A 20,672-nucleotide genomic window follows, 5' to 3' on the forward strand; every position below is an offset into this window, starting at 1 on the left:
CGCTTCCCTGCGCCGGTATTAACCGTATCAGGTTCGAAGGGACTCTCTCATCCGCGCAACGCGCGGAACCCCTAGCGAATGCTGGCAAGCTAAAGCACTTGCCCCTGAATTGCAAGCCATTTGCTGTCGAACGGCAGGCATGTGCGGATTACGCAGTCGGTAATAATGGCTCGGTGCTAGAATTGCGCTTTGCCTGATTTTGCGTAGAGAGTACTCATGATTTTCGTAACTGGTGGAGCCGGTTTTATCGGCGGCAATTTTGTGCTGGATTGGTTGGCCCAATCCGACGAGCCTGTGGTCAATCTCGACAAGCTGACCTACGCAGGCAATCTGGATACCTTGAAATCGCTTGATGGCGATGCGCGTCATGTATTCGTGCGTACCGATATTGGCGATCGCGAACTGGTGAGCAAATTGCTGGCCGAACATCAACCGCGTGCAGTGATCAATTTCGCCGCGGAATCGCATGTCGACCGTTCGATCCACGGTCCGGGCGAATTCATCCAGACCAACGTGGTCGGCACGTTCAACCTGCTTGAAGCCGTGCGTGGTTACTGGAGCGCGATGCCGACTGAACAGAAAGCAGCGTTCCGCTTCCTGCATGTTTCCACCGACGAAGTGTACGGTTCGCTCGAACCGACCGATCCAGCCTTTCGCGAAGACAACAACTACGAACCGAATAGCCCGTATTCGGCCTCCAAAGCCGCGTCCGACCACTTGGTGCGCGCTTGGCATCACACCTACGGTTTGCCGGTGCTGACCACCAATTGCTCGAACAACTATGGCCCGTATCATTTCCCGGAGAAGCTGATCCCGCTGGTGATCCTCAATGCGCTCGCCGGCAAACCGCTGCCGATCTACGGCGATGGTATGCAGATCCGCGATTGGCTGTATGTGAAAGACCACTGCGCCGCGATCCGGCGTGTGCTCGAAGCCGGCACGCCGGGCGAGACCTACAACGTCGGCGGCTGGAACGAGAAACCGAATATCGACGTGGTGAAAACCATCTGTGGCATTCTCGACCAACTCCAGCCGCGTAGCGATGGCAAGCCGTATATCGAGCAGATCACGTACGTCACCGACCGTCCGGGCCATGACCGCCGCTACGCCATCGATGCGACCAAGCTGGAACGTGAGCTGGGCTGGAAGCCGGCAGAAACCTTCGAAACCGGCATCAAGAAGACTGTGCAATGGTATCTGGACCATCAGGACTGGGTGCAGAACGTCACTTCCGGCGCGTACCGCGAGTGGGTGAGTAAGCAATACGGGAGCGGGGAATAGGGAGTTGGGAGTGGAAAACCGCATAAACGGCTGGATACATGGCAACAGGCTATGCTGTTGGTCAAGGCCGTTTACGATGTATCGTCCGGCTTTCCGCGTGAAGAGGCTTTTGGTCTAACTTCACAGATGCGTCGTGCGGCTGTTTCCATTCCCACCAATATCGCTGAAGGCGTGGCGCGGGGTAGCAGTAAGGAGTATGTGCATTTTCTTAATATTGCCCGTGGTTCGCTCAGTGAGCTGGACACACAATTGGATATTGCTTGCATGTTGGAATATATCCAGAAACATCACTCTGTATTTGAGCAGATCAACACCGTAGGTCGCCTACTGAGCGGACTACACAGAAAAATTAGCGAAAATCTATGACTACTTCCCATTCACTACTCTCTACCCCCCGTATCCTGATTACTGGTAAAAATGGCCAAGTCGGCTTTGAGTTGCAGCGCAGCCTGTCGATTCTGGGCGAGCTGGTTGCGGTGGATCGTGACGAATGTGATCTGACTGACGCGGACGCAATCCGTCGTCTGGTCCGTGAAGTGCAGCCGGACATCATCGTCAATCCGGCAGCGTATACCGCAGTGGACAAGGCCGAGAGCGAGCAGGCTACCGCCCAGGCGATCAATGCCACAGCCGCCCGGGTTCTGGCGGAAGAGGCCGCCGGGCTGGGTGCATTGCTGATTCACTATTCCACCGATTATGTTTTCGATGGACAGAAATCAGGCTGGTACAGCGAGATCGATGCGCCGAATCCGCAGTCGGTCTACGGCCAGACCAAACTGGCAGGCGAGCAGGCCGTGGCTGCTGCCAACCCGAAGCACATCATCCTGCGTACCAGCTGGGTGTTTGGCGTGCATGGCGTCAATTTTCTCAAGACCATCCAGCGCCTGGCACGCGAGCGCGAACACCTCAAGATCGTGGCCGATCAGTTCGGTGCCCCGACCTCGGCCTCGCTGCTGGCCGATGTCACGGCACAGATCATCGCGCGTTACTTGAACCGCCAAGACCTGACAGACTTCCCGTATGGCCTGTATCACCTGGTCGCCCAGGGAGAAACCAGCTGGCATGGTTATGCCAGCTTCGTGATCGATGCCTTGCGCCAGCGCGGTTTGCCGCTCAGGGGGGCGACGATCGACCCGATTCCAACCAGTGGCTATCCCTTGCCGGCACCACGTCCGGCCAATTCCCGTCTGTCCACGCAAAAACTGCGTGATACCTTCCAGCTGACCTTGCCATCCTGGCAAAGCCAGGTTGAACAAGTACTGACCCTGCTGAACCCATAACAGGATTGAAAATGGCCATTTCCCATTCTTCCGCTACAGCGTCCCGCCGCAAAGGCATCGTCCTTGCCGGCGGTTCCGGTACCCGCCTGTACCCGGCCACCATTGCCGTCAGCAAGCAATTGCTGCCGATCTATGACAAGCCAATGATCTACTACCCGCTGTCCGCCCTGTTGCTGGCAGGGATCCGCGACATCCTGATCATCTCTACCCCGCAGGATACGCCGCGCTTTGAACAACTGCTGGGTGACGGCAGCCAGTGGGGCATCAACCTCAGTTACGCCGTACAACCGAGTCCGGATGGCTTGGCACAAGCCTTTATCATCGGCGAAGACTTCATTGGCAATGATCCGGTCGCCATGGTGCTGGGTGACAATATCTTCTACGGTCACGATTTTGCCCGCCAGGTGCAGGCTGCCAATGCGCAACAGCAAGGCGCCACCGTGTTTGCCTACCATGTGCACGACCCGGAACGTTATGGTGTGGTGGAATTCGATGCCCAAGGCCGGGCCATCAGCATCGAAGAGAAACCGAAGCAGCCCAAATCGAACTACGCCGTGACCGGCCTGTACTTTTATGACAACGACGTGGTGCAGATTGCCAAGACCATCAAGCCATCGGCGCGCGGCGAGCTGGAAATCACCACGGTCAACGAGGTGTATTTGCAGGCAGGCAAGCTCAACGTGCAGACCATGGGGCGCGGGTATGCCTGGCTGGATACCGGCACGCACGAATCCATGCTGGAAGCGAGCCAGTTCATCCACACCATCGAGACCCGCCAGGGGCTGAAAGTGTGCTGCCCGGAAGAGATTGCTTACCGCCAGAAATGGATCGATGCCGAGCAATTGCTGAAATTGGCCGAGCCGCTGAAGAAGAACGGCTATGGCCAATACCTGTTGAGCCTGCTCAAGGAAAAGGTGTTCTGATGCGAGTGATTGATACTGCAATCCCTGATGTAAAAATCATCGAACCCAAAGTATTCGGCGATGATCGGGGTTTCTTCTTTGAGAGTTTCAACCACAAGCGCTTTGAAGAGGTGATTGGTCGCCCGGTGCAATTCGTGCAGGATAATCACTCGCGCTCGGTGAAGGGCGTGCTGCGCGGCCTGCATTATCAGATCCAGCAGCCGCAGGGCAAGCTGGTGCGGGTAGCGGTGGGCGAAGTCTTCGACGTGGCCGTGGACCTGCGCCAATCATCGCCGACCTTTGGTCAATGGGTGGGTGTGATCTTGTCGGCAGAAAACAAACGCCAGTTGTGGGTGCCGGAAGGTTTTGCTCATGGGTTTGTGGTGACGAGCGACGTGGCAGAGTTTCTGTACAAGACCACGGATTACTATGCGCCCGAGCATGAGCGCTGCATTGTCTGGAACGATCCTGACTTGAATATCGACTGGCCGCTGCAGGGAGAGCCGTCCTTGTCTGCAAAAGACAAGACGGGAAAATTGCTGGCACAGGCTGATACCTTCAGATAGCCACAACTAAATGAAAATGCCCCGCATCATGATGTCGGGGCATTTTCCAGGCAGCGTCCGCCGAGATCAGGAAACATCCTTCCAGTATTCCTTCTTCAGCATCCAAGTCACTGGCACCAGCGCAAAGATCAGGAACAGCAGCACGGCGTAGCCGATCTGTTCGCGTTTGAGCTGGGCAGGTTCACCCATGTAAACCATGTAGTTGACCAGATCCGCCACGCGCTGGTTGTAATCGCTCTGGTCGAATTCACCATTTTCGCCGGTCTTGGTAAGAAGCCCCGGTTTGACCAGCTTGAGCGTGCGTACTTCGTGATCGCCTTCTTTCTTGATCTCCAGCACCTGCTCACCTTGCAGCTCGTAGAGCGCATGCGGCATGCCTACCTTGTCGAACACGGTGTTGTTCCAGCCAGTGGGGCGGGTGCTGTCGCGGTAAAAGCCGCGCAGGTAGGTATAGAGATAGTCGGCGCCTTGGGCTCGGGCAATCACGGATAGGTCGGGCGGCGTGGCGCCGAACCATTCCTTGGCATCCTTGGCCGTCATGGCGCTTTTCATGACATCGCCTACCTTGCCGCCAGCGGGAACCAGATGTTGCGTGATCTGGGCTTCGCTCAGACCGATGTCGGTGAGGCGGTTGTAGCGCATCGAGATGGCTGAATGGCAAGAAAGACAATAGTTGGTGAAGGTCTGCGCACCACGCTGCAATGATTCGACGTTGCGCAGGTCGATCGGGGCCTTGTCAAGATGAACGGTGCCGGCTGCAAGACCGGTAACGCTGGCAGAAGCAAGGAGCAGGGCAAGCAAGGATTTTTTCATGTTGTCGCTCCTCGTCTTACATCGAAACCCGGTCGGGAACCGGCTTGGTCTTGTCGATCTTGGTGTACCACGGCATGGCCAGGAAGAAGGCAAAGTAGATGGCGGTCAGGAAGCGCGCCAGCAATACCGCCCAGTCCACACCACCCACTACCGGTACATTCGATCCGATGGTGCCCCAGATGTTGCCGGGCACGGTGCCCAGGTAGCCGAGAATCAGGAACGAAACGATGAAGATCGCGAGGATGGACTTATAGAGTCCGCCACGCTGGCGGATCGATCGCACCGGGCTGCGGTCCAGCCAGGGCAGCAGGAAAAGGATCATGGTCGCACCACCCATGGCCAGTACGCCCGGCAGTTGTGAGCCAAACAGCGGCGGCACTGCGCGCAGGATCGAGTAGAACGGTGTGAAGTACCACACAGGGGCGATATGGGCCGGGGTCTTGAACGGATCGGCCGGGATGAAGTTGTTGTACTCCAGGAAGTAGCCACCCATGGTTGGCAGGAAGAACAGAATGGTGGCGAACACAACCAGGAAAACGGCCACGCCAAAGATATCCTTCACCGTGTAGTACGGGTGGAACGGAATGCCATCAAGCGGCTTGCCGGATGCATCCTTGTGTTTCTTGATGTCCACGCCATCGGGGTTGTTCGAGCCCACTTCGTGCAGTGCCACCAGGTGCGCGCCGACCAGTGCCAGCAACACCAGCGGCACGGCGATTACGTGCAGCGCAAAGAAGCGGTTGAGTGTGGCGTCCGACACGACGAAATCGCCACGGATGAATACGGAAAGGTCCGGCCCGATGATAGGGATCGAGGCAAACAGGTTCACGATCACCTGTGCGCCCCAGAATGACATCTGGCCCCACGGCAACAGATAGCCCAGGAACGCTTCGGCCATCAGGCACAGGAAAATCATCATGCCAAAGACCCAGATCAATTCGCGCGGTTTCTGGTAGGAGCCGTAGATCAGGCCGCGGAACATGTGCAGGTAGACCACGACGAAGAACATCGATGCGCCGGTCGAGTGCATGTAGCGGATGATCCAGCCGCCATGCACGTCGCGCATGATGTATTCGACCGAGGCAAACGCGACCGAGACATTGGTGCCGGGAATCAGGCTGGCATCCGGCTTGTAGTTCATGGTCAGGAAAATGCCGGTGGTGATCTGGATCACCAGCACCAGCAGGGCGAGCGAACCAAAGTAATACCAGAAGTTGAAATTCTTCGGCGCGTAATATTCGGAAACGTGGGATTTCCAGGTGGCGGTCAGCGGGAAGCGCGCGTCGACCCAGTCCAGAAGCTGTTGTGCTTTCTCGTGCATGATTCGAACCCTCGTTATGCGTCTTCGCCAATCAACAGGCGCGTATCACTGAGATATTTGTGCGGCGGAATGACCAGATTGGTCGGCGCGGGCACCCCGGCGTAGACGCGGCCGGCCAAGTCGAACTTGGAGCCATGGCACGGGCAGTAGAAGCCGCCCAGCCAGTCCGGGCCCAGGTCGGCTGGCGCGAGATCCGGACGGAATGTAGGCGAGCAGCCCAGGTGGGTGCAGACGCCAGTGGCGATCCAGATTTCCGGTTTAATCGAACGAGCCGGGTTTTTGCAGTAATCGGGCTGTTCGCTGGCGCCGGATTGCGGGTCGGCCAATTGACTGTCTAGCTTGGGCAGGCCGGCCAGCATTTCCGGTGTGCGTTTGACGACCCACACCGGTTTGCCGCGCCATTCCACGTTGATCTTCTGGCCTGGCTCCAGTTTGGAAATATCTACTTCCACCGGCGCACCGGCAGCTTTGGCGCGCTCGGATGGGAAGAAACTGGCGATGAACGGCGTGGCCACGCCAGCCACTGCGGCTGCGCCTACCGCGCCAGTTGCCGCAATCAGAAGCCGCCGTCTGTTATTGTCGAGGGGTTGCGTGCTCATACCCTGTATCCCTGTGTGGCGATTATTCTCAGCCTACTTCATCAGGCCAGTGTTTACCGGCCAAATGATAAAGCGCATCAATTAAATTTTTGCGCAGATTGTAACTGAAAGTTGTTCGCAACGAACAGGCATACGGATAAATGTGTCGGCGGGCTTCAGTGCGGCTGACGATGCCCCTGCGGATTGGACGAATTTCGATCGGCGTGAGGTGTGCCGGGCGGAATTCAATCCGGCAACTTGTCTCCTCAGGCCATTTTATCTTGCATACATCTCCAGCTCCTCTTCGAGGTTGTCTCGCAGGCTCTGGGTGATTTCCGTGCTGTTCGTTTTGCCGTCCTGTCGAGTCAGCTGGAATACCTGGGCCGACAGGCGCAGACCGTCTACCGCGGGTGACAGGGAGTAGATCATGCGGGCTTCGGCAGGGGGGTTGGACTTGGGAATGGCAATGCCTACGGTCACGCGATTGCTCTCGCGTGAAATAACCCGCATGCCTTTTTGTGTGCGGTATTTGACGATGGCATCGAGAACCGATTTGGCGTTTTGATTGCGGATGAATACATACGGAATGGCTGTTTCGAGCGGTACTGGTGCGGGTGTCACTGCCGCAGCGGTCGGTTGTGAGGCAGGTGCCACAATATCGGTGGTGGCACAGCCAGCCAGCATGAGCATGGCCAGGCTGGCCAGCGAGGTTCGTTTAAACAGGATTGGGCAGATCGATGTGGACATGTTCAATTCCAAAAGTTTGCGCAAGATGCTCACCCAGCGCCTTGATGCCACAACGCTCCGTGGCATGATGGCCGGCGGCAATGAAACTGACTCCGCTTTCAAGTGCAAGGTGGGTAACGAATTCGGAGGCTTCTCCGGTCAGATAGCAATCTACGTCCAAAGTTGCAGCTTCATGGAAAAAGCTCTGGGCGCCGCCGCTGCACCAGGCGATGCGTTTGATGCGTTTGTTGGCTGCGCCGATAACCAGCGGTGTGCCTCCCAAGGTCATCCGGATGTGGTTGGCAAAGTCCGTCAATGCCATGGGCGTTTCCAGTTCGCCTATCCAGGCTAACTCCTGCTCGCCAAACCGGCCGGTTGCCGTGATACCGAGCAGATGGCCGAGCCTGGCGTTGTTGCCAAGTTCCGGGTGGGCATCCAGCGGCAGATGATAGGCAAACAGATTGATATCCGCCTGCAACAGCTTGGCCAAGCGTATTTTTTTGGTGCGCGTGATGCAGGGGTCTTCGCTTTTCCAGAAGTAACCATGATGAACCAGCAAGGCATCGGCCTGCCGGGTAATGGCGGCATCAATCAGGGCTTGTGATGCGGTCACGCCGCTGACGATCGTGCCGATGGTTCCCCTGCCTTCGACCTGCAAGCCGTTCGGGCTGTAATCACGGAAGCGATCTATGCCGAGCAGTTGTCCGATATAATTTTCCAATTCGCTACGCGTTACCGACATGACGATTTCACTATGAAAAAACTCTGGCTGATTTTCGCACAAACGACAACGGTTGGTCTGGCTGCCTGGTTTCTGGTCACCGTGCTCAAGCCCGATTGGCTGCAGCGTGCGCCGGAGGTGGCGCCGGTCGTATCCGTGCGCGAAAGCACACCGGTTGCATCGGCGGTGCCCGCAACGCAGTCCTACAGTGCCGCGGTCCAGCGCGCCATGCCTGCGGTGGTGAATATCTATACCGCCAAAGAAATCAAGCTGCAGCGCCCGCCCATTTTCAATGATCCGGTATTCCGCCGCTTCTTTGGCGAGCGCTTTGGCGATGAACCGTCACAAAAGGCATCCAGCCTGGGTTCCGGCGTGATCGTTTCGGACAAAGGCTATATCGTCACCAATAACCACGTGGTCGAATCGGCCGATGAAATCGAAGTGGCGCTGGCGGATGGCCGTACAGCGGAGGCCAAAATCATCGGCACCGATCCCGAGACTGATCTGGCCGTTATCCAGATCCAGCTCGATAAATTGCCGGTGATGACCTTTGGTGATGCAGACAAGGCCCAGATCGGTGATGTGGTGCTGGCGATTGGCAATCCGTTTGGTGTCGGGCAAACGGTCACCATGGGCATCATCTCGGCGCTGGGTCGAACCGAGCTGGGTATAAACACCTTTGAAAATTTCATCCAGACCGACGCGGCGATCAATCCCGGCAATTCCGGCGGCGCGCTGATTGATGCCGGTGGTGATCTGCTGGGGATCAATACTGCGATCTACTCGCGTACCGGTGGCTCGCTCGGCATCGGTTTTGCCATTCCCGTGGCGACAGTACGCCAGGTCATGGAGGCGATCATTCGCGACGGTAGTGTTACGCGCGGCTGGCTGGGGGTGGAGGTGCAGGATATTACACCAGAGCTGGCCGCCTCTTTCCGTCTGACGGAGGCGCAAGGAGCGCTGATCGCCGGCGTGGTACGCGGTGGGCCGGCTGATCAGGCCGGACTCAAGCCAGGCGATGTGCTGCTGGCTTTGGGCGGTGTCGAAATTTCGACCTCTTCTGCCATGCTCAATCAGATCGCAGCGATCAAGCCGGGCGAAAATGTGGAAATGCGCGTCATGCGCCGGGGCAAGGAGCTCACCTTGTCGGTGAAAATGGGCAAACGGCCGCGCCTCAATAATCGCTGATGCTGATCAGAAGCAAAACCGCTCTTGTTATAGAGCGGTTTTTTTGTGTCCAGCAATCAGCCGCGACCGATGAACGGCATCTTGGTGGCCATCACGGTCATGAATTGCACGTTGGCTTCCAGCGGTAGCCCGGCCATGTAAAGCACCGAACTGGCTACGTGCGCAACGTCCATCACCGGCTCGACCGCCATGTCGCCGTTGGCCTGCCGCGTACCGGTAGGCATGCGGCGGGTCATGTCGGTGGCGGCATTGCCGATATCGATCTGGCCGCAGGCAATATTGTATTTACGCCCATCCAGTGAAATCGAACGGGTCAGCCCCGTGATGGCATGCTTGGTGGCGGTATAAGGTGCCGAGTTGGGGCGTGGTACATGCGCCGAGATAGATCCGTTATTGATAATGCGCCCGCCTTGTGGCAGCTGTTCCTTCATCAGCCGGAATGCCGCCTGCGCACACAGAAACGCACCGGTCAGGTTCAGATCCACCACGGCTTGCCAGTCATCGACGGAGATGTCCTCGAACGGCACGGCCTGCGCGCTCTTGCCGGCATTGTTGAATAGCACATCCAGTCGACCAAATTGCTGACGGATCTGCTGGAACAATTCATTGACGCTGGCCGGATCACAAACATCGGTCGAAATGGCCAGGGCTTGATTGGCCGTGCAGCCGGATTCAACCACTGTGGCCTGCAATGCATCCAGGCGGCGGCCAGCCAATACGACACGATACCCCGCTTGCAACATGGCAATGGCCACGGCTTTGCCGATGCCGCTGCCGGCACCGGTAACCAGCGCAACTTTGTCTGTCATTTCGCTTCTCCTTTGTGTGGTTCTGGATTGGGTTTGCGTTCGACGTGCAGGCTCTTATATTCCCTGTAGTAGTAACTTTTCCGCAGCAGCCAGATTTTCCTGCTCGCCAAACAACACCAGAACGTCGCCAGCCTGCAGTTCAAAAGAATCAGCGGGGGCTGTGGCGGGCATGTTGCGCCGGCGAATCGCGCGCACTTCGACATCCAGTCCGGCAAGCGGGATATCGCCCAGTCGTTTGCCGATGGCCATGGCACCGACCAGCAAGTGCACGGTATGCAGGCGCGGCTGCGGCCGCTCCGGATCGCCTAGCTCTTCGTTCAGACCGCGGAAGAATCCGCGGAACAGGCTGTAGCGCGCTTCACGCACTTCGCGAATGCGCAGCAATACCTTGTTCAGTGGCACGCCCAGCATCATCAGGGTATGCGAGGCGAGCATCAGACTGCCCTCGAGAATTTCCGCCACGACTTCCGTGGCACCGGCTTGCTTGAGCTTGTCGATGTCGCTGTCATCCTGGGTGCGCACGATCACCGGCAGGTCTGGGCGCAGCAGATGGGCGAGTTCCAGGATTTTCATGGCCGAATGCGTATCGGTATAGGTGATGACGAGTGCCCTGGCACGCATCAGGCCCGCAGCCATCAGTACTTCACGCTTCGAGGCATCGCCATAGACGACGGATTCGCCAGCCGCCGTGGCTTCGCGGACCTTTTCCGGGTCAAGATCCAGCGCAAAGAACGGGATGTTTTCCTGGGCCAGTAGACGTGCGAGCGATTGCCCGGTACGGCCGTAACCGCACAGCACGACATGGCCCTGGGCCTGCATCGAGCGTACTGCGATTGCATGCAGGTTGGCTGCAAGATTCATCCATTCCGAACTGGCAAGTCGCAAGACCAGCTTGTCACTATGCTGGATGAGGAAGGGCGTGATCAGCATGGACAGCACAATGCCGGCGACGCAGGCTTGCTGCAGCGTGGCATCGACCAGCGTGTACTGAACAGCCAGCGCCAGGATGACGAAGGCGAATTCACCACCCTGACCAAGGGAAAAGCCGGTACGCCAGGCACCGCCTGCCGGAGTGCCGAACAGGCGGGCCAGGCCCGCGATCAGCGCTGCCTTGAGCGGTACCAGAAACAATACCAGCAGCAATACCAGCCACCACTGGGCAACCAGAATCTGGAAGTCCAGGGTCATTCCCACCGTGACAAAAAACAGGCCCAGCAGCAAGTCGCGAAACGGACGGATGTCGTCTTCCACCTGATAGCGGAAGTCTGTTTCCGCGATCAGCATGCCTGCGAGAAAAGCACCCAGTGCCAGCGACAATCCTGCCTGTTCGGTCAGCCAGGCAATCCCGAGCGAAACCAGCAGCAGGTTGAGCATGAACAGTTCGCTGGAGTGCTGCCTGGCAACCAGGTTGAACCAGGGGCGCATCAGGCGTTGGCCCAGATTCAGCAGCACCACCAGTACAAAGACGATCTTGAGGGAGGCGATGCCCAGAGCCATGAACATGGAATCGCTGTAGCGGCTGAGAACCGGCAATACGATCAGCAGCGGCACCACGGCCAAGTCCTGGAACAGCAGGATGCCGATTGCGTTCTGGCCGTGCGGTGAGTTGATTTCGTTGCGCTCCGTCAGGAGCTTGGAGACCATCGCCGTCGAGGACATGGCCAGCGCACCACCCAGCGCCAGTCCGGCAGCCCAGGGTAGATCGGATAGCCAGGCAATCAGCATGACCAGTACCGACACGCTGAAGACCTGCGCCGCGCCCAGGCCGAAAACAATGCGCCGCATGGCCTTGAGCTTGGCCAGGTTGAATTCCAGTCCGAGCGTGAACATCAGGAATACCACGCCATATTCGGCCAGATGGGTGGCAGCATCCGTGGAGGGAACCAGCGCCAGAGTGTGCGGACCAATCAGCATGCCGACCAGCAGATAGCCGAGCATCGCCGGCAGCTTGAAGTGACGGCAGGCCACCACGGCCAGCACGGATGCCATGAGCAGGAGCAGGAGCAGATGAAGCTCGGTCATCGTGTTTTATCTATCGGGCGAAGTCTTGATTATATCCAGCTGCGAACCCATGCGCGCTGGCATATTGCCGTCAATGGTATACTTCGTGCATGAAGAATACTGATCCCCAAAAAATTCTGCAGAATGCGCGGCGCGTTCTGACCGTCGAAGCCGAGGCGATTGTTGCGCTGGCCGAGCAGCTTGATGGTGCATTCCACGAGGCTTGCCTGCTGATAGATGCATGCCGTGGCCGCCTGATCGTGACCGGCATGGGCAAGTCCGGCCATATCGCACGCAAGATCGCAGCGACCATGGCCAGTACTGGTACGCCGGCCTTTTTTGTGCATCCGGGCGAAGCCGCCCATGGTGATCTGGGCATGATTACCAGCCAGGATGTGGTGCTGGCCCTGTCGAATTCCGGTGAAAGCGATGAACTGGTCACGCTGTTGCCGAGCTTGTCGCGCTTGGGCGTGCCGCTGATCGCAATGACTGGCAACCCGCAATCCACGCTGGCGCGCGAGGCTGCCGTGCATCTGTATGCCGGCGTCGAGCAGGAAGCGTGTCCGCTCAACCTGGCCCCCACCGCAAGCACGACGGCGGCGCTGGCATTGGGCGATGCCCTGGCTGTGGCACTGCTGGAGTCACGTGGCTTTGGCAGCGAAGATTTTGCGCTTTCCCATCCCGGCGGCAGTCTCGGGCGCCGTCTGCTGGTTCATGTGCGTGATGTGATGCATGACGGCGAGCGTCTGCCGGTCGTGGGCAGGGATGTAATGCTAAAGGATGCGTTGCTGGAAATGACGCGCAAGGGCTTGGGTATGACCGCAGTGGTCGATGCCGAGGGCGGTTTGTGCGGTGTGTTGACCGACGGCGATTTGCGCCGCGCACTCGATCGCGATATCGATGTACGTGTGGCGGGCGTGGCAGAAGTCATGACCCCCAATCCGGTGACCATCGATGCATCACGCTTGGCGGCAGAAGCTGCACAGATCATGGAAACCCGGCGCATCAACGGCTTGCTGGTGCTCGATGGCAAAAAACTGGCGGGAGCGTTGAACATGCATGACTTGCTGCGTGCACGGGTTGTTTAAAAGAACAGGAATGACGGGAATGAACGAAAAAGCCAAGGCTGTCCGCATGATGATTTTCGATGTGGATGGCGTGATGACAGATGGCAGCCTGCACTATTCCGATTCCGGCGAAGAGATCAAGGTATTCAATTCGCGTGATGGCCATGGCCTCAAGGCGCTCAAGGCCTCCGGCGTGAAGTTGGCCATCATTACCGGACGGACCTCGCGTGCGCTGGAGCGACGCGCCAACCAGTTTGCAGTCGACTATCTCTATCAGGGCGTTGAAGACAAACTGGCTGTTTTCAACGAGATTTTGCAGGATGCCGGACTGACGCCTGCTGATTGTGGCTATATGGGCGATGATGTGGTGGATCTACCCGTGATGCGACGCGTGGCCTTTGCGGTGGCGGTGTCGGATGCGCCGGAGCTGGTGCGTCTGAATGCCCACTATGTGACCGGTTTGCCAGGTGGGCGCGGGGCCGTGCGCGAAGTCTGCGATCTGGTCATGCAGGCCCAGGGTACACTGGAGCCGATGCTGGCTCATTATCTGCGTTGAGCATGGCGATGACCGCACGTCTGACGCGCTGGATGCCGATTCTGCTGGCTGCCCTGCTAGGAGGGCTGATCTGGCTGTTGAATCGCGCCACGGATTTGCCGGAAGCCGTGCGGGCCAGTGTGCCCACCCGGCCGGATCTGCTTGCCGAATCGGTGCGTGTGCAGCGTTTTGACGAGCAAGGCAATCTGGTGTCGGTATTGACTGCGACGCAAGCCAGGCATCTGCCGCAGGACGACACCATGTTTTTCGAACAGCCGCAGCTGGAGCAGACCAAACCGGGTCAGCCCAAGCTGAGGCTGACTGGCGAGCAAGCCAAAGCCATCAATCGTGCAACCGAAGTCTGGTTTTACGGTGCGGTGGAAATGCGTCGCGAGCCGGATGGCCGCAATGCCGAATTGGTCATCCGTACCCGTGACATGTACGTCGATACCCAAAAACAGATTGCACGCTCCAGTGCGCCAGTCGCTGCGGACATGGGGGCGCATCGTGCCCGTGCCGTGGGCTTTGTGGCAAACAACCGCGAAGAATCGCTGGAACTTCTTTCCCAAGTGAGCATGACTTATGTTCCGAACAAACGTAATGATGGCGCTCGCCGCAGCGTGCAGCCTTAGTCTTCCCGCCATGGCCGAACAGGCAGACCGCGAGAAGCCGATGAATATCACGGCAGACCACTGTGATTTCGACCAGAAAACCATGAAAAGCATCTGTACCAGCAATGTGGTGGTGGTGCAGGGGTCGATGACGATTCGCGCCGACAAGCTGGTGATCAGCCAGGATGCCGAGGGCAATCAGTTCGCGCAAGGTGAGGGCAAGCCGGTACGGTTTCGCCAAAAGCTCGACAAGAGCCCGGATTGGCTGGAAGCCGAATCACTCAGATTCGATTACGACGGCAAAAAGGGTTTCCTGCAGCTGTTCGACAAGGCGTGGGTACGCAAGAATCAGGATGTGGTGGTGGGCGACCATATCACTTATGACCTGAATTCCGAGCTGTATCAGGTCAAAAGCAATCCGGGCGGTCGTGTGAACATTACGATTACCCCGAAAAAGAAAGAAACGACAGACGGGAAGGCTGCGCAATGAGTGTGCTCAAGGCCGAACATCTGAGCAAAGCCTACCGCAAGCGTACCGTGGTGCGAGATGTCTCGCTGGAAATTGCCTGCGGCGAGGTTGTCGGCCTGTTGGGGCCCAATGGCGCGGGTAAGACCACCAGTTTCTACATGATTCTGGGGCTTGTGGCACTTGATGGCGGCAAGATCGAGCTCGATGGCGTGGATATCACCCGCCAGCCCATTCACAAGCGCGCCCGTTTGGGGTTGGGATACTTGCCGCAGGAAGCCTCGATCTTTCGCAAGATGACGGTCGCCGAGAATATTCGGGCAGTGCTGGAGTTGCAGGAGATCGAGCCGGAAGAAGTTGAAACGCGCCTGGATGATCTGTTGCACGACCTGCATATCGGACATCTGCGTGACAGCAACGCCTTGGCCCTATCGGGCGGCGAGCGCCGCCGTGCCGAAATAGCCCGTGCCCTGGCCGCCAGTCCGCGCTTCATCTTGCTGGATGAGCCATTTGCCGGTGTGGATCCGATTGCCGTGATGGATATCCAGCGCATCGTGCGCTTCCTGAAAGAGCGCGGGATTGGTGTGTTGATCACCGACCACAATGTTCGCGAAACACTTGGAATTTGCGATCGGGCTTACATTATTTCCAGCGGTGAAGTCATCGCGTCCGGCTCGCCGGATGATATTGTCAACAATGAAAGTGTGCGCAAGGTCTACCTTGGCGAACACTTCAGAATGTAAGCAGTAATGAAACAATCCCTGCAATTGCGCATTGCGCAGCAGCTCAATCTGACGCCACAACTGGCGCAATCGATCAAGTTGCTGCAACTCTCTACCCTTGATTTCCAGCAGGAAATCGAGCGCTTCCTCGCGGAAAACCCACTGCTCGAGCGAGAGGAGGGGGCGGCGGACAGGGAGCATGAATCCACCCAGAGCGATACGCCTGCTGCGGAATCCGAGCGCGAAGCGCCGGAAATGGAAGCGGGTGAGTTGCGCTGGGATGATGTGCGCAGCGGTAACAGTCGCAGTGATGATGACGAAAATGATCCTGCGCTCAATGTGGCACAAAGCCTGAGCTTGCGTGAACACCTGATTGCCCAGGCCGGCCTGTTGCCACTGGCGCCGCGCGAACGGGCTTTGCTTGAACTCCTGATCGATGCACTGGATGATGATGGCCTGCTGACGCAGCAGCTTGAGGAAATCCTGTCGCAGGTGCCGCTGGATGTACGCGAGGAAATGGAAATTGACGAGGACGATCTCGCCATTGCCTTGGCCTATCTGCAACAGCTTGAACCCATCGGCGTGGGTGCGCGCGATTTGTCCGAATGCCTGCGGTTGCAGTTGTTGCAGCAACCGCAAAGCCCAGCCAGGCAGTTGGCGCTTGATATCGTGCGCGATCATCTCGATTTATTGGCTGCGCGCGACTACACTAGAATCAAAAGGCAGCTGCAATGTGGTGATGAATGCCTGAGGGAGGCACAAACCTTGATCACGGGGCTCAACCCCCGTCCCGGTGCGGATTGGTCCGCAGACTCCCCGCGTTATGTCGTCCCTGATGTGATCGTTGATTGTTATCGTGGTGCCTGGCGCGTGCGGTTGAACGAGTCCGCGATGCCCAAGCTGCGAGTGAACGAGATGTATGCCCGTATCCTGCAACAGGAAAGCGGCGCAGGATTGGCGACACAGCTGCAGGAAGCTCGCTGGCTGCTCAAGAGTGTAGAACAGCGCGGGCAGACCATCCTGCGGGTGGGTCAGGCAATCGTAGAGCGGCAACGGGCTTTTTTTGAACATGGCGAAGAAGCAATGCGGCCGCTGGTGCTGCGCGATATCGCCGAACAGCTGGGCTTGCATGAATCAACGGTTTCGCGGGTGACGACCCAGAAGTTCATGCTCTCGCCGCGCGGTTTGCTGGAGTTCAAGTATTTCTTCGGCAGCCACGTTGAAACCGAAGCGGGCGGAGAGTGTTCGGCGACGGCAATCAAGGCGCTGATAAAGAAACTGGTCCAGAATGAAAACAAGAACAAGCCCCTGTCCGATGGGGCGATAGGTGAAGAACTCGCAAAGCAAGGGATCGTGATTGCGCGACGAACCGTTGCCAAATACCGGGAGGCATTGCTGATTCCTCCCGTCAACCAGCGCAAGAGCTTGTAAGTACAAGGCCTTGTCAGGCTTATCATAAGGAGACGTACCATGAACCTCAACATTAGCGGCCATCATGTGGAAGTAACCCCGGCGATCCGTGACTACGTCATTGCCAAGCTCGAACGCGTGACGCGTCACTTTGATAACGTCATCGATGTGGGCGTGATCATCTCCGTGGACAAGTTGCAGCAAAAAGTTGAGGCTACCGTGCATGTGCGCGGCAAGGATATTCATGTCGAGTCGATCGATGCGGACATGTATGCGGCCATTGATTTGCTGGCCGACAAGCTTGATCGCCAGATCGTCAAGCACAAGGAGAAAATCCAGAATCACCGTAATGAGAGCATGAAGCATCAAGAAGTTGCTGAATAATCCAGCAGCGGGCAAGGTACGGGAACGCCGCGAGTCGTTCCCGTTTTTCTTTGCGTTACAATATCTAACATTTGAACCTGATCCATTCCAGCCATGAGCCTGATCAACAAGATCCTCCCGTCCAGCAATATTTTCCTGGATTTGGAGGTCGGCAGTAAAAAACGCGTGTTCGAACACGTCGGCATTCTGTTTGAGAACAGCCACGGTATTGCGCGCAGCGTGATTTTCGACAGCCTGTTTGCCCGGGAAAAACTGGGCTCGACCGGTCTTGGTCAGGGTGTGGCCATTCCGCACGGGCGCATCAAGGGGCTGAAAGAGGCAACGGGCGCCTTTGTCCGGCTCAAGGAGCCGATTCCGTTCGATGCACCGGATGGCAAGCCGGTTTCGCTGATTTTTGTGATGTTGGCTCCGGCCAACGCCACGGATCTGCATCTGCAAATTCTCTCGGAACTGGCACAACTTTTTTCCGACAAACAGATGCGGGATCAATTGCTGGCTGTGAGTGATGCCGGTGAAGCATGGAAACTGATCTCCACGTGGGAACCTTATGCCGCAGATTACAGTTAGGCAGCTATTTATCGATAACGCCGAGAAGCTGCGGCTAACCTGGGTGGCGGGCCAATCCGGCGCCAACAACCTGCTCTCCAATGACGCATCAGAACAGAAACCGTTGCTGTCTCTGGTGGGCCATCTGAATTTTGTCCACCCCAATCGGATTCAGGTGCTCGGCGTGGCCGAGATCGCCTACCTGGCCGGCCTTTCGCCCGAGTCGCAACAGGAAGGGATGAACCGCCTGTTCGCTAACGACATGGCCGCCATGATCGTGGCCAATGGCCAGCAGGTGCCGGATGTTCTCAAGGATGCAGCGGAACGGCATCATGTACCGCTGCTGACCTCGCCGGAATTGTCGCCCTACCTGATGGAGGTTTTGCGCTTCTATCTTTCCAAGGCACTGGCGGTTTCCACCCATCTGCACGGCGTATTCCTGGATGTGCTGGAAATGGGCGTGCTGGTGACGGGCGAATCAGCCATGGGCAAGAGCGAGCTGGCGCTGGAATTGATCTCGCGGGGTCATGGTCTGGTTGCTGATGATGTGGTCGAGGTCTATCGCACCAATCCGGAAACGCTGGAAGGCCGTTGCCCGCCGATGCTGCGTGATTTTCTGGAAGTGCGGGGTATCGGGGTGCTCAATATTCGCTCGATTTTTGGCGAAACCGCAGTGCGTCCACGCAAGAATCTGCGTCTGATCATCCATCTGGCCAAGGCCAGCGGTGAAACCCTGGCACCGATCGATCGCCTGGAAATGCAGGCCGCAACCCAGGAAATTCTGGGCGTGCAGGTACGTAAACTGGTGATTCCGGTGGCTGCCGGCCGTAACCTCGCGGTGCTGGTGGAGGCTGCTGTACGTAACTATATCCTGCAACTACGTGGCATCGATTCGACGCGCGAGTTCATCGAGCGCCACCAGAAATTCATGGAAATGGGTGAATGAACACCGGGCAGCAGGTCGTGCTGGTTTCCGGGCTTTCCGGCGCCGGCAAGAGTGTGGCGCTGAAATCACTGGAAGATCTGGGTTATTACTGTCTCGATAACCTGCCTGCACCCTTGTTGACCCAGGCAGCCTCGCTACTGGATCGCGACGGTTATCCCAAGCTGGCTATCAGCGTTGATGCACGTAGTGCCCATAACTTGTCTTCCCTGCCGCAACAGATCGAAGTGCTGCGCTCAAGCGGACGTGACTTTCGTCTGTTGTATCTGGAAGCGCAGGACGAAACCCTGATCAGGCGTTATTCGGAAACCCGCCGCAGCCACCCGCTTTCTCAGGGCACCCTGACGATCAGCGAGTGCATACAGCTGGAGCGCCAGATTCTGGGTGAGATTCGCGAGGTCGGGCATGTGATCGACACCACCGGCCTGAGTGCGCGCCAATTGCATCGCTGGATACGCGAGGTGGTAGCACTGGATCGTTCGCGCCTGACCGTGATTTTTGAATCATTCGGGTTCAAGCATGGCTTGGCGCTGGATGCCGATTTCGCTTTCGATGCACGTTGCCTGCCCAATCCCTTTTATGAAATTCCTCTGCGGCCGCTGACCGGGCTCGATGCGCCCGTGATCGAATTCTTGCAATCCCATTCGCAGGTGGGCTTGTTCGGCGAGGATATCCGGACTTTGCTGGAACGCTGGTTGCCCATCTTCGAGCAGGACCAGCGCAGCTATGTCACGGTGGCGATTGGCTGTACCGGTGGGCAGCATCGCTCCGTTTATCTTGCCGAACAACTCGGGCGTCATTTCCAGACGCGCTGGCAGGTGTTGGTACGCCATCGCGAGCTGGCGCAAATTTCGCATGCACAAACCGGTGAATCCCACCCCGGCTGACTGGCAGCCAGGTCACTGGCGCGGCTGGCTGGGCTTGCTGCGGCCGGGAGACTGGCTGGTATTGATACTGGCTAGCCTGTTGGTTGTCGCATTGATTCCGCTGGCGTGGCAACACGACCGGGCAGCGCGTGTGCGCATCTATCAGGATGGCAAACTGTTTGGCGAATATGATCTTGATGCGCCGCGCATTGTTGAAGCACATGGACCGCTCGGTGCCACGGTGGTCGAGATCAATAATGGCCAGGTGCGCATTGCCAGGGATCCCAGTCCACGGCAGTATTGTGTCAAGGCCGGCTGGTTGTCTGCGGCTGGCCAGACAGCCATTTGCCTGCCTAACCGGACCAGTATTACGCTGGTGGGTACCCAGCCCCTGCCTTATGACAGTCTGAACTATTAGGCTCTGTTGACATTTGATTAATTTTTACGCGGCTGGGGTATTTTGCTCCAGTACAAGGCATTTCCCAGGCCGCGGTACGGGTACCGCAAGTGGGAAATAACGCCGTAATGGAGCAAAAGACCCAGCCGCCCGAAGGGCAAGTCCGCCAATCTTGCCGGATGCGTTGTCGCCAATGCTCGCAATACACCAGTATTGCTTGCGCTTGGCTTCTCGTCCCGGCAAGTTGGCGGGCTTGCGTAAAAGGCAATCAAACGTCAACAGAGCCTATGTTCTGCACAATCCAGCTGGCATGGCGTTTGTTCATGTGGTTGGATGTTCGTTCCGATATTTTTCCAGGTCAGCCATCAATGTCTGGATTTGCTCGCTGAGCACGGGGAGCTGATGGTAGTGTGTCCACAGGCTATCCTCGACAATGTCGTGAATCTGGCTTCCGACTTCGCTGATGATGCGTTTTTTCCTGGCAAGCGTCTTGGCAATGTCCGGATTGGTCATGATCATATCCTGCGTTGATGAATATT

The 20,672-nt window shown here is 57.5% G+C and carries 25 protein-coding genes and 1 riboswitch; of the genes, 17 read left to right on the forward strand and 8 right to left on the reverse strand.

The window, feature by feature from the left end; genetic code table 11:
- A riboswitch (TPP riboswitch) is annotated at window positions 1-83 on the reverse strand. This riboswitch is flagged as partial in the annotation.
- A gap of 133 nt (window positions 84-216) precedes the next feature.
- Genes rfbB through rfbC form a run of 5 tightly spaced genes read left to right on the forward strand, consistent with a single transcriptional unit; the run spans window position 217 to window position 4,029 of the window.
- The gene (rfbB, locus tag AC0KVQ_RS09125) at window positions 217-1,281 is read left to right on the forward strand and encodes a dTDP-glucose 4,6-dehydratase (protein ID WP_473420842.1); all 1,065 of its coding nucleotides are present in this window, start codon (window positions 217-219) and stop codon (window positions 1,279-1,281) included.
- Between the two features lie 30 nt (window positions 1,282-1,311).
- Window positions 1,312-1,647, forward strand: coding sequence for a four helix bundle protein (locus AC0KVQ_RS09130; protein WP_473420941.1), 336 nt, complete (start codon window positions 1,312-1,314; stop codon window positions 1,645-1,647).
- Window positions 1,644-2,561, forward strand: a complete 918-nt coding sequence (gene rfbD / locus AC0KVQ_RS09135; protein ID WP_473420843.1) for a dTDP-4-dehydrorhamnose reductase — start codon at window positions 1,644-1,646, stop codon at window positions 2,559-2,561. Before AC0KVQ_RS09130 ends, rfbD begins: the two co-directional genes overlap by 4 nt.
- An 11-nt stretch (window positions 2,562-2,572) precedes the next feature.
- Complete coding sequence (gene rfbA / locus AC0KVQ_RS09140; RefSeq protein WP_473420844.1) at window positions 2,573-3,484, forward strand: glucose-1-phosphate thymidylyltransferase RfbA; 912 nt, start codon at window positions 2,573-2,575, stop codon at window positions 3,482-3,484.
- The gene (gene rfbC, locus AC0KVQ_RS09145; RefSeq protein ID WP_473420845.1) at window positions 3,484-4,029 is read left to right on the forward strand and encodes a dTDP-4-dehydrorhamnose 3,5-epimerase; all 546 of its coding nucleotides are present in this window, start codon (window positions 3,484-3,486) and stop codon (window positions 4,027-4,029) included. The genes rfbA and rfbC overlap by 1 nt, the downstream gene beginning before the upstream one ends.
- 66 nt (window positions 4,030-4,095) lie before the next feature.
- Here rfbC and AC0KVQ_RS09150 read toward each other — a convergent pair whose 3' ends face one another.
- From AC0KVQ_RS09150 to AC0KVQ_RS09170, 5 genes are all read right to left on the reverse strand, one after another.
- Window positions 4,096-4,842 (reverse strand): cytochrome c1, encoded by a 747-nt coding sequence (locus AC0KVQ_RS09150; protein ID WP_473420846.1) that lies wholly within the window; start codon window positions 4,840-4,842, stop codon window positions 4,096-4,098.
- 16 nt (window positions 4,843-4,858) lie between these two features.
- Window positions 4,859-6,163, reverse strand: coding sequence for a cytochrome b (locus tag AC0KVQ_RS09155; RefSeq protein WP_473420847.1), 1,305 nt, complete (start codon window positions 6,161-6,163; stop codon window positions 4,859-4,861).
- 14 nt (window positions 6,164-6,177) lie between these two features.
- The gene (gene petA / locus AC0KVQ_RS09160; RefSeq protein WP_473420848.1) at window positions 6,178-6,762 is read right to left on the reverse strand and encodes a ubiquinol-cytochrome c reductase iron-sulfur subunit; all 585 of its coding nucleotides are present in this window, start codon (window positions 6,760-6,762) and stop codon (window positions 6,178-6,180) included.
- A gap of 255 nt (window positions 6,763-7,017) precedes the next feature.
- Window positions 7,018-7,488: a hypothetical protein gene (locus tag AC0KVQ_RS09165; RefSeq protein WP_473420849.1), complete on the reverse strand. Its 471-nt coding sequence runs from the start codon at window positions 7,486-7,488 to the stop codon at window positions 7,018-7,020.
- Window positions 7,457-8,209 carry a Nif3-like dinuclear metal center hexameric protein gene (locus AC0KVQ_RS09170; RefSeq protein WP_473420850.1) on the reverse strand — a complete coding sequence of 251 codons (753 nt, stop codon included), beginning with the start codon at window positions 8,207-8,209 and terminating at the stop codon, window positions 7,457-7,459. Before AC0KVQ_RS09170 ends, AC0KVQ_RS09165 begins: the two co-directional genes overlap by 32 nt.
- Window positions 8,210-8,221: 12 nt before the next feature.
- On the opposite strand from AC0KVQ_RS09170, the gene AC0KVQ_RS09175 reads away from it, so the two are divergent.
- A complete protein-coding gene (locus AC0KVQ_RS09175) occupies window positions 8,222-9,376 on the forward strand; it encodes a Do family serine endopeptidase (protein ID WP_473420851.1) in 1,155 nt (384 codons plus the stop codon).
- Between the two features lie 56 nt (window positions 9,377-9,432).
- Here AC0KVQ_RS09175 and AC0KVQ_RS09180 read toward each other — a convergent pair whose 3' ends face one another.
- Both AC0KVQ_RS09180 and AC0KVQ_RS09185 read right to left on the reverse strand, forming a co-directional pair.
- Entirely contained in the window at window positions 9,433-10,185 is a 753-nt protein-coding gene (locus AC0KVQ_RS09180) for an SDR family oxidoreductase (protein ID WP_473420852.1), read from the reverse strand.
- 54 nt (window positions 10,186-10,239) lie between these two features.
- Window positions 10,240-12,207, reverse strand: coding sequence for a monovalent cation:proton antiporter family protein (locus AC0KVQ_RS09185; protein ID WP_473420853.1), 1,968 nt, complete (start codon window positions 12,205-12,207; stop codon window positions 10,240-10,242).
- A gap of 89 nt (window positions 12,208-12,296) precedes the next feature.
- On the opposite strand from AC0KVQ_RS09185, the gene AC0KVQ_RS09190 reads away from it, so the two are divergent.
- The 11 genes from AC0KVQ_RS09190 (at window position 12,297) to AC0KVQ_RS09240 (ending at window position 20,154) form a co-directional block, all read left to right on the forward strand.
- Window positions 12,297-13,274, forward strand: a complete 978-nt coding sequence (locus AC0KVQ_RS09190) for a KpsF/GutQ family sugar-phosphate isomerase (RefSeq protein WP_473420854.1) — start codon at window positions 12,297-12,299, stop codon at window positions 13,272-13,274.
- A 19-nt stretch (window positions 13,275-13,293) separates the two neighbouring features.
- On the forward strand, window positions 13,294-13,809 hold the full coding sequence (locus AC0KVQ_RS09195) for a KdsC family phosphatase (protein WP_473420855.1): 516 nt from the start codon (window positions 13,294-13,296) through the stop codon (window positions 13,807-13,809).
- Between the two features lie 8 nt (window positions 13,810-13,817).
- Window positions 13,818-14,420, forward strand: a complete 603-nt coding sequence (gene lptC, locus AC0KVQ_RS09200; RefSeq protein ID WP_473420856.1) for an LPS export ABC transporter periplasmic protein LptC — start codon at window positions 13,818-13,820, stop codon at window positions 14,418-14,420.
- Window positions 14,389-14,889 carry a lipopolysaccharide transport periplasmic protein LptA gene (gene lptA / locus AC0KVQ_RS09205; protein ID WP_473420857.1) on the forward strand — a complete coding sequence of 167 codons (501 nt, stop codon included), beginning with the start codon at window positions 14,389-14,391 and terminating at the stop codon, window positions 14,887-14,889. Before lptC ends, lptA begins: the two co-directional genes overlap by 32 nt.
- Window positions 14,886-15,608, forward strand: coding sequence for an LPS export ABC transporter ATP-binding protein (lptB, locus tag AC0KVQ_RS09210; protein WP_473420858.1), 723 nt, complete (start codon window positions 14,886-14,888; stop codon window positions 15,606-15,608). The genes lptA and lptB overlap by 4 nt, the downstream gene beginning before the upstream one ends.
- A gap of 6 nt (window positions 15,609-15,614) precedes the next feature.
- The gene (locus tag AC0KVQ_RS09215; RefSeq protein ID WP_473420859.1) at window positions 15,615-17,018 is read left to right on the forward strand and encodes an RNA polymerase factor sigma-54; all 1,404 of its coding nucleotides are present in this window, start codon (window positions 15,615-15,617) and stop codon (window positions 17,016-17,018) included.
- A 39-nt stretch (window positions 17,019-17,057) separates the two neighbouring features.
- On the forward strand, window positions 17,058-17,381 hold the full coding sequence (gene hpf / locus AC0KVQ_RS09220) for a ribosome hibernation-promoting factor, HPF/YfiA family (protein WP_473420860.1): 324 nt from the start codon (window positions 17,058-17,060) through the stop codon (window positions 17,379-17,381).
- A 93-nt stretch (window positions 17,382-17,474) separates the two neighbouring features.
- A complete protein-coding gene (gene ptsN / locus AC0KVQ_RS09225; RefSeq protein ID WP_473420861.1) occupies window positions 17,475-17,948 on the forward strand; it encodes a PTS IIA-like nitrogen regulatory protein PtsN in 474 nt (157 codons plus the stop codon).
- Window positions 17,929-18,873, forward strand: coding sequence for an HPr(Ser) kinase/phosphatase (gene hprK, locus AC0KVQ_RS09230; RefSeq protein WP_473420862.1), 945 nt, complete (start codon window positions 17,929-17,931; stop codon window positions 18,871-18,873). Before ptsN ends, hprK begins: the two co-directional genes overlap by 20 nt.
- Window positions 18,870-19,757: an RNase adapter RapZ gene (rapZ, locus tag AC0KVQ_RS09235; RefSeq protein WP_473420863.1), complete on the forward strand. Its 888-nt coding sequence runs from the start codon at window positions 18,870-18,872 to the stop codon at window positions 19,755-19,757. The genes hprK and rapZ overlap by 4 nt, the downstream gene beginning before the upstream one ends.
- Window positions 19,726-20,154, forward strand: coding sequence for a NusG domain II-containing protein (locus AC0KVQ_RS09240; protein ID WP_473420864.1), 429 nt, complete (start codon window positions 19,726-19,728; stop codon window positions 20,152-20,154). Before rapZ ends, AC0KVQ_RS09240 begins: the two co-directional genes overlap by 32 nt.
- A gap of 300 nt (window positions 20,155-20,454) precedes the next feature.
- On the opposite strand, the gene AC0KVQ_RS09245 is transcribed toward AC0KVQ_RS09240, so the two are convergent.
- On the reverse strand, window positions 20,455-20,646 hold the full coding sequence (locus tag AC0KVQ_RS09245; protein WP_473420865.1) for a CCE_0567 family metalloprotein: 192 nt from the start codon (window positions 20,644-20,646) through the stop codon (window positions 20,455-20,457).
- Between the last annotated feature and the right edge of the window lie 26 nt (window positions 20,647-20,672).

The organism is Formivibrio sp. oc-25 (genome assembly GCF_055810895.1).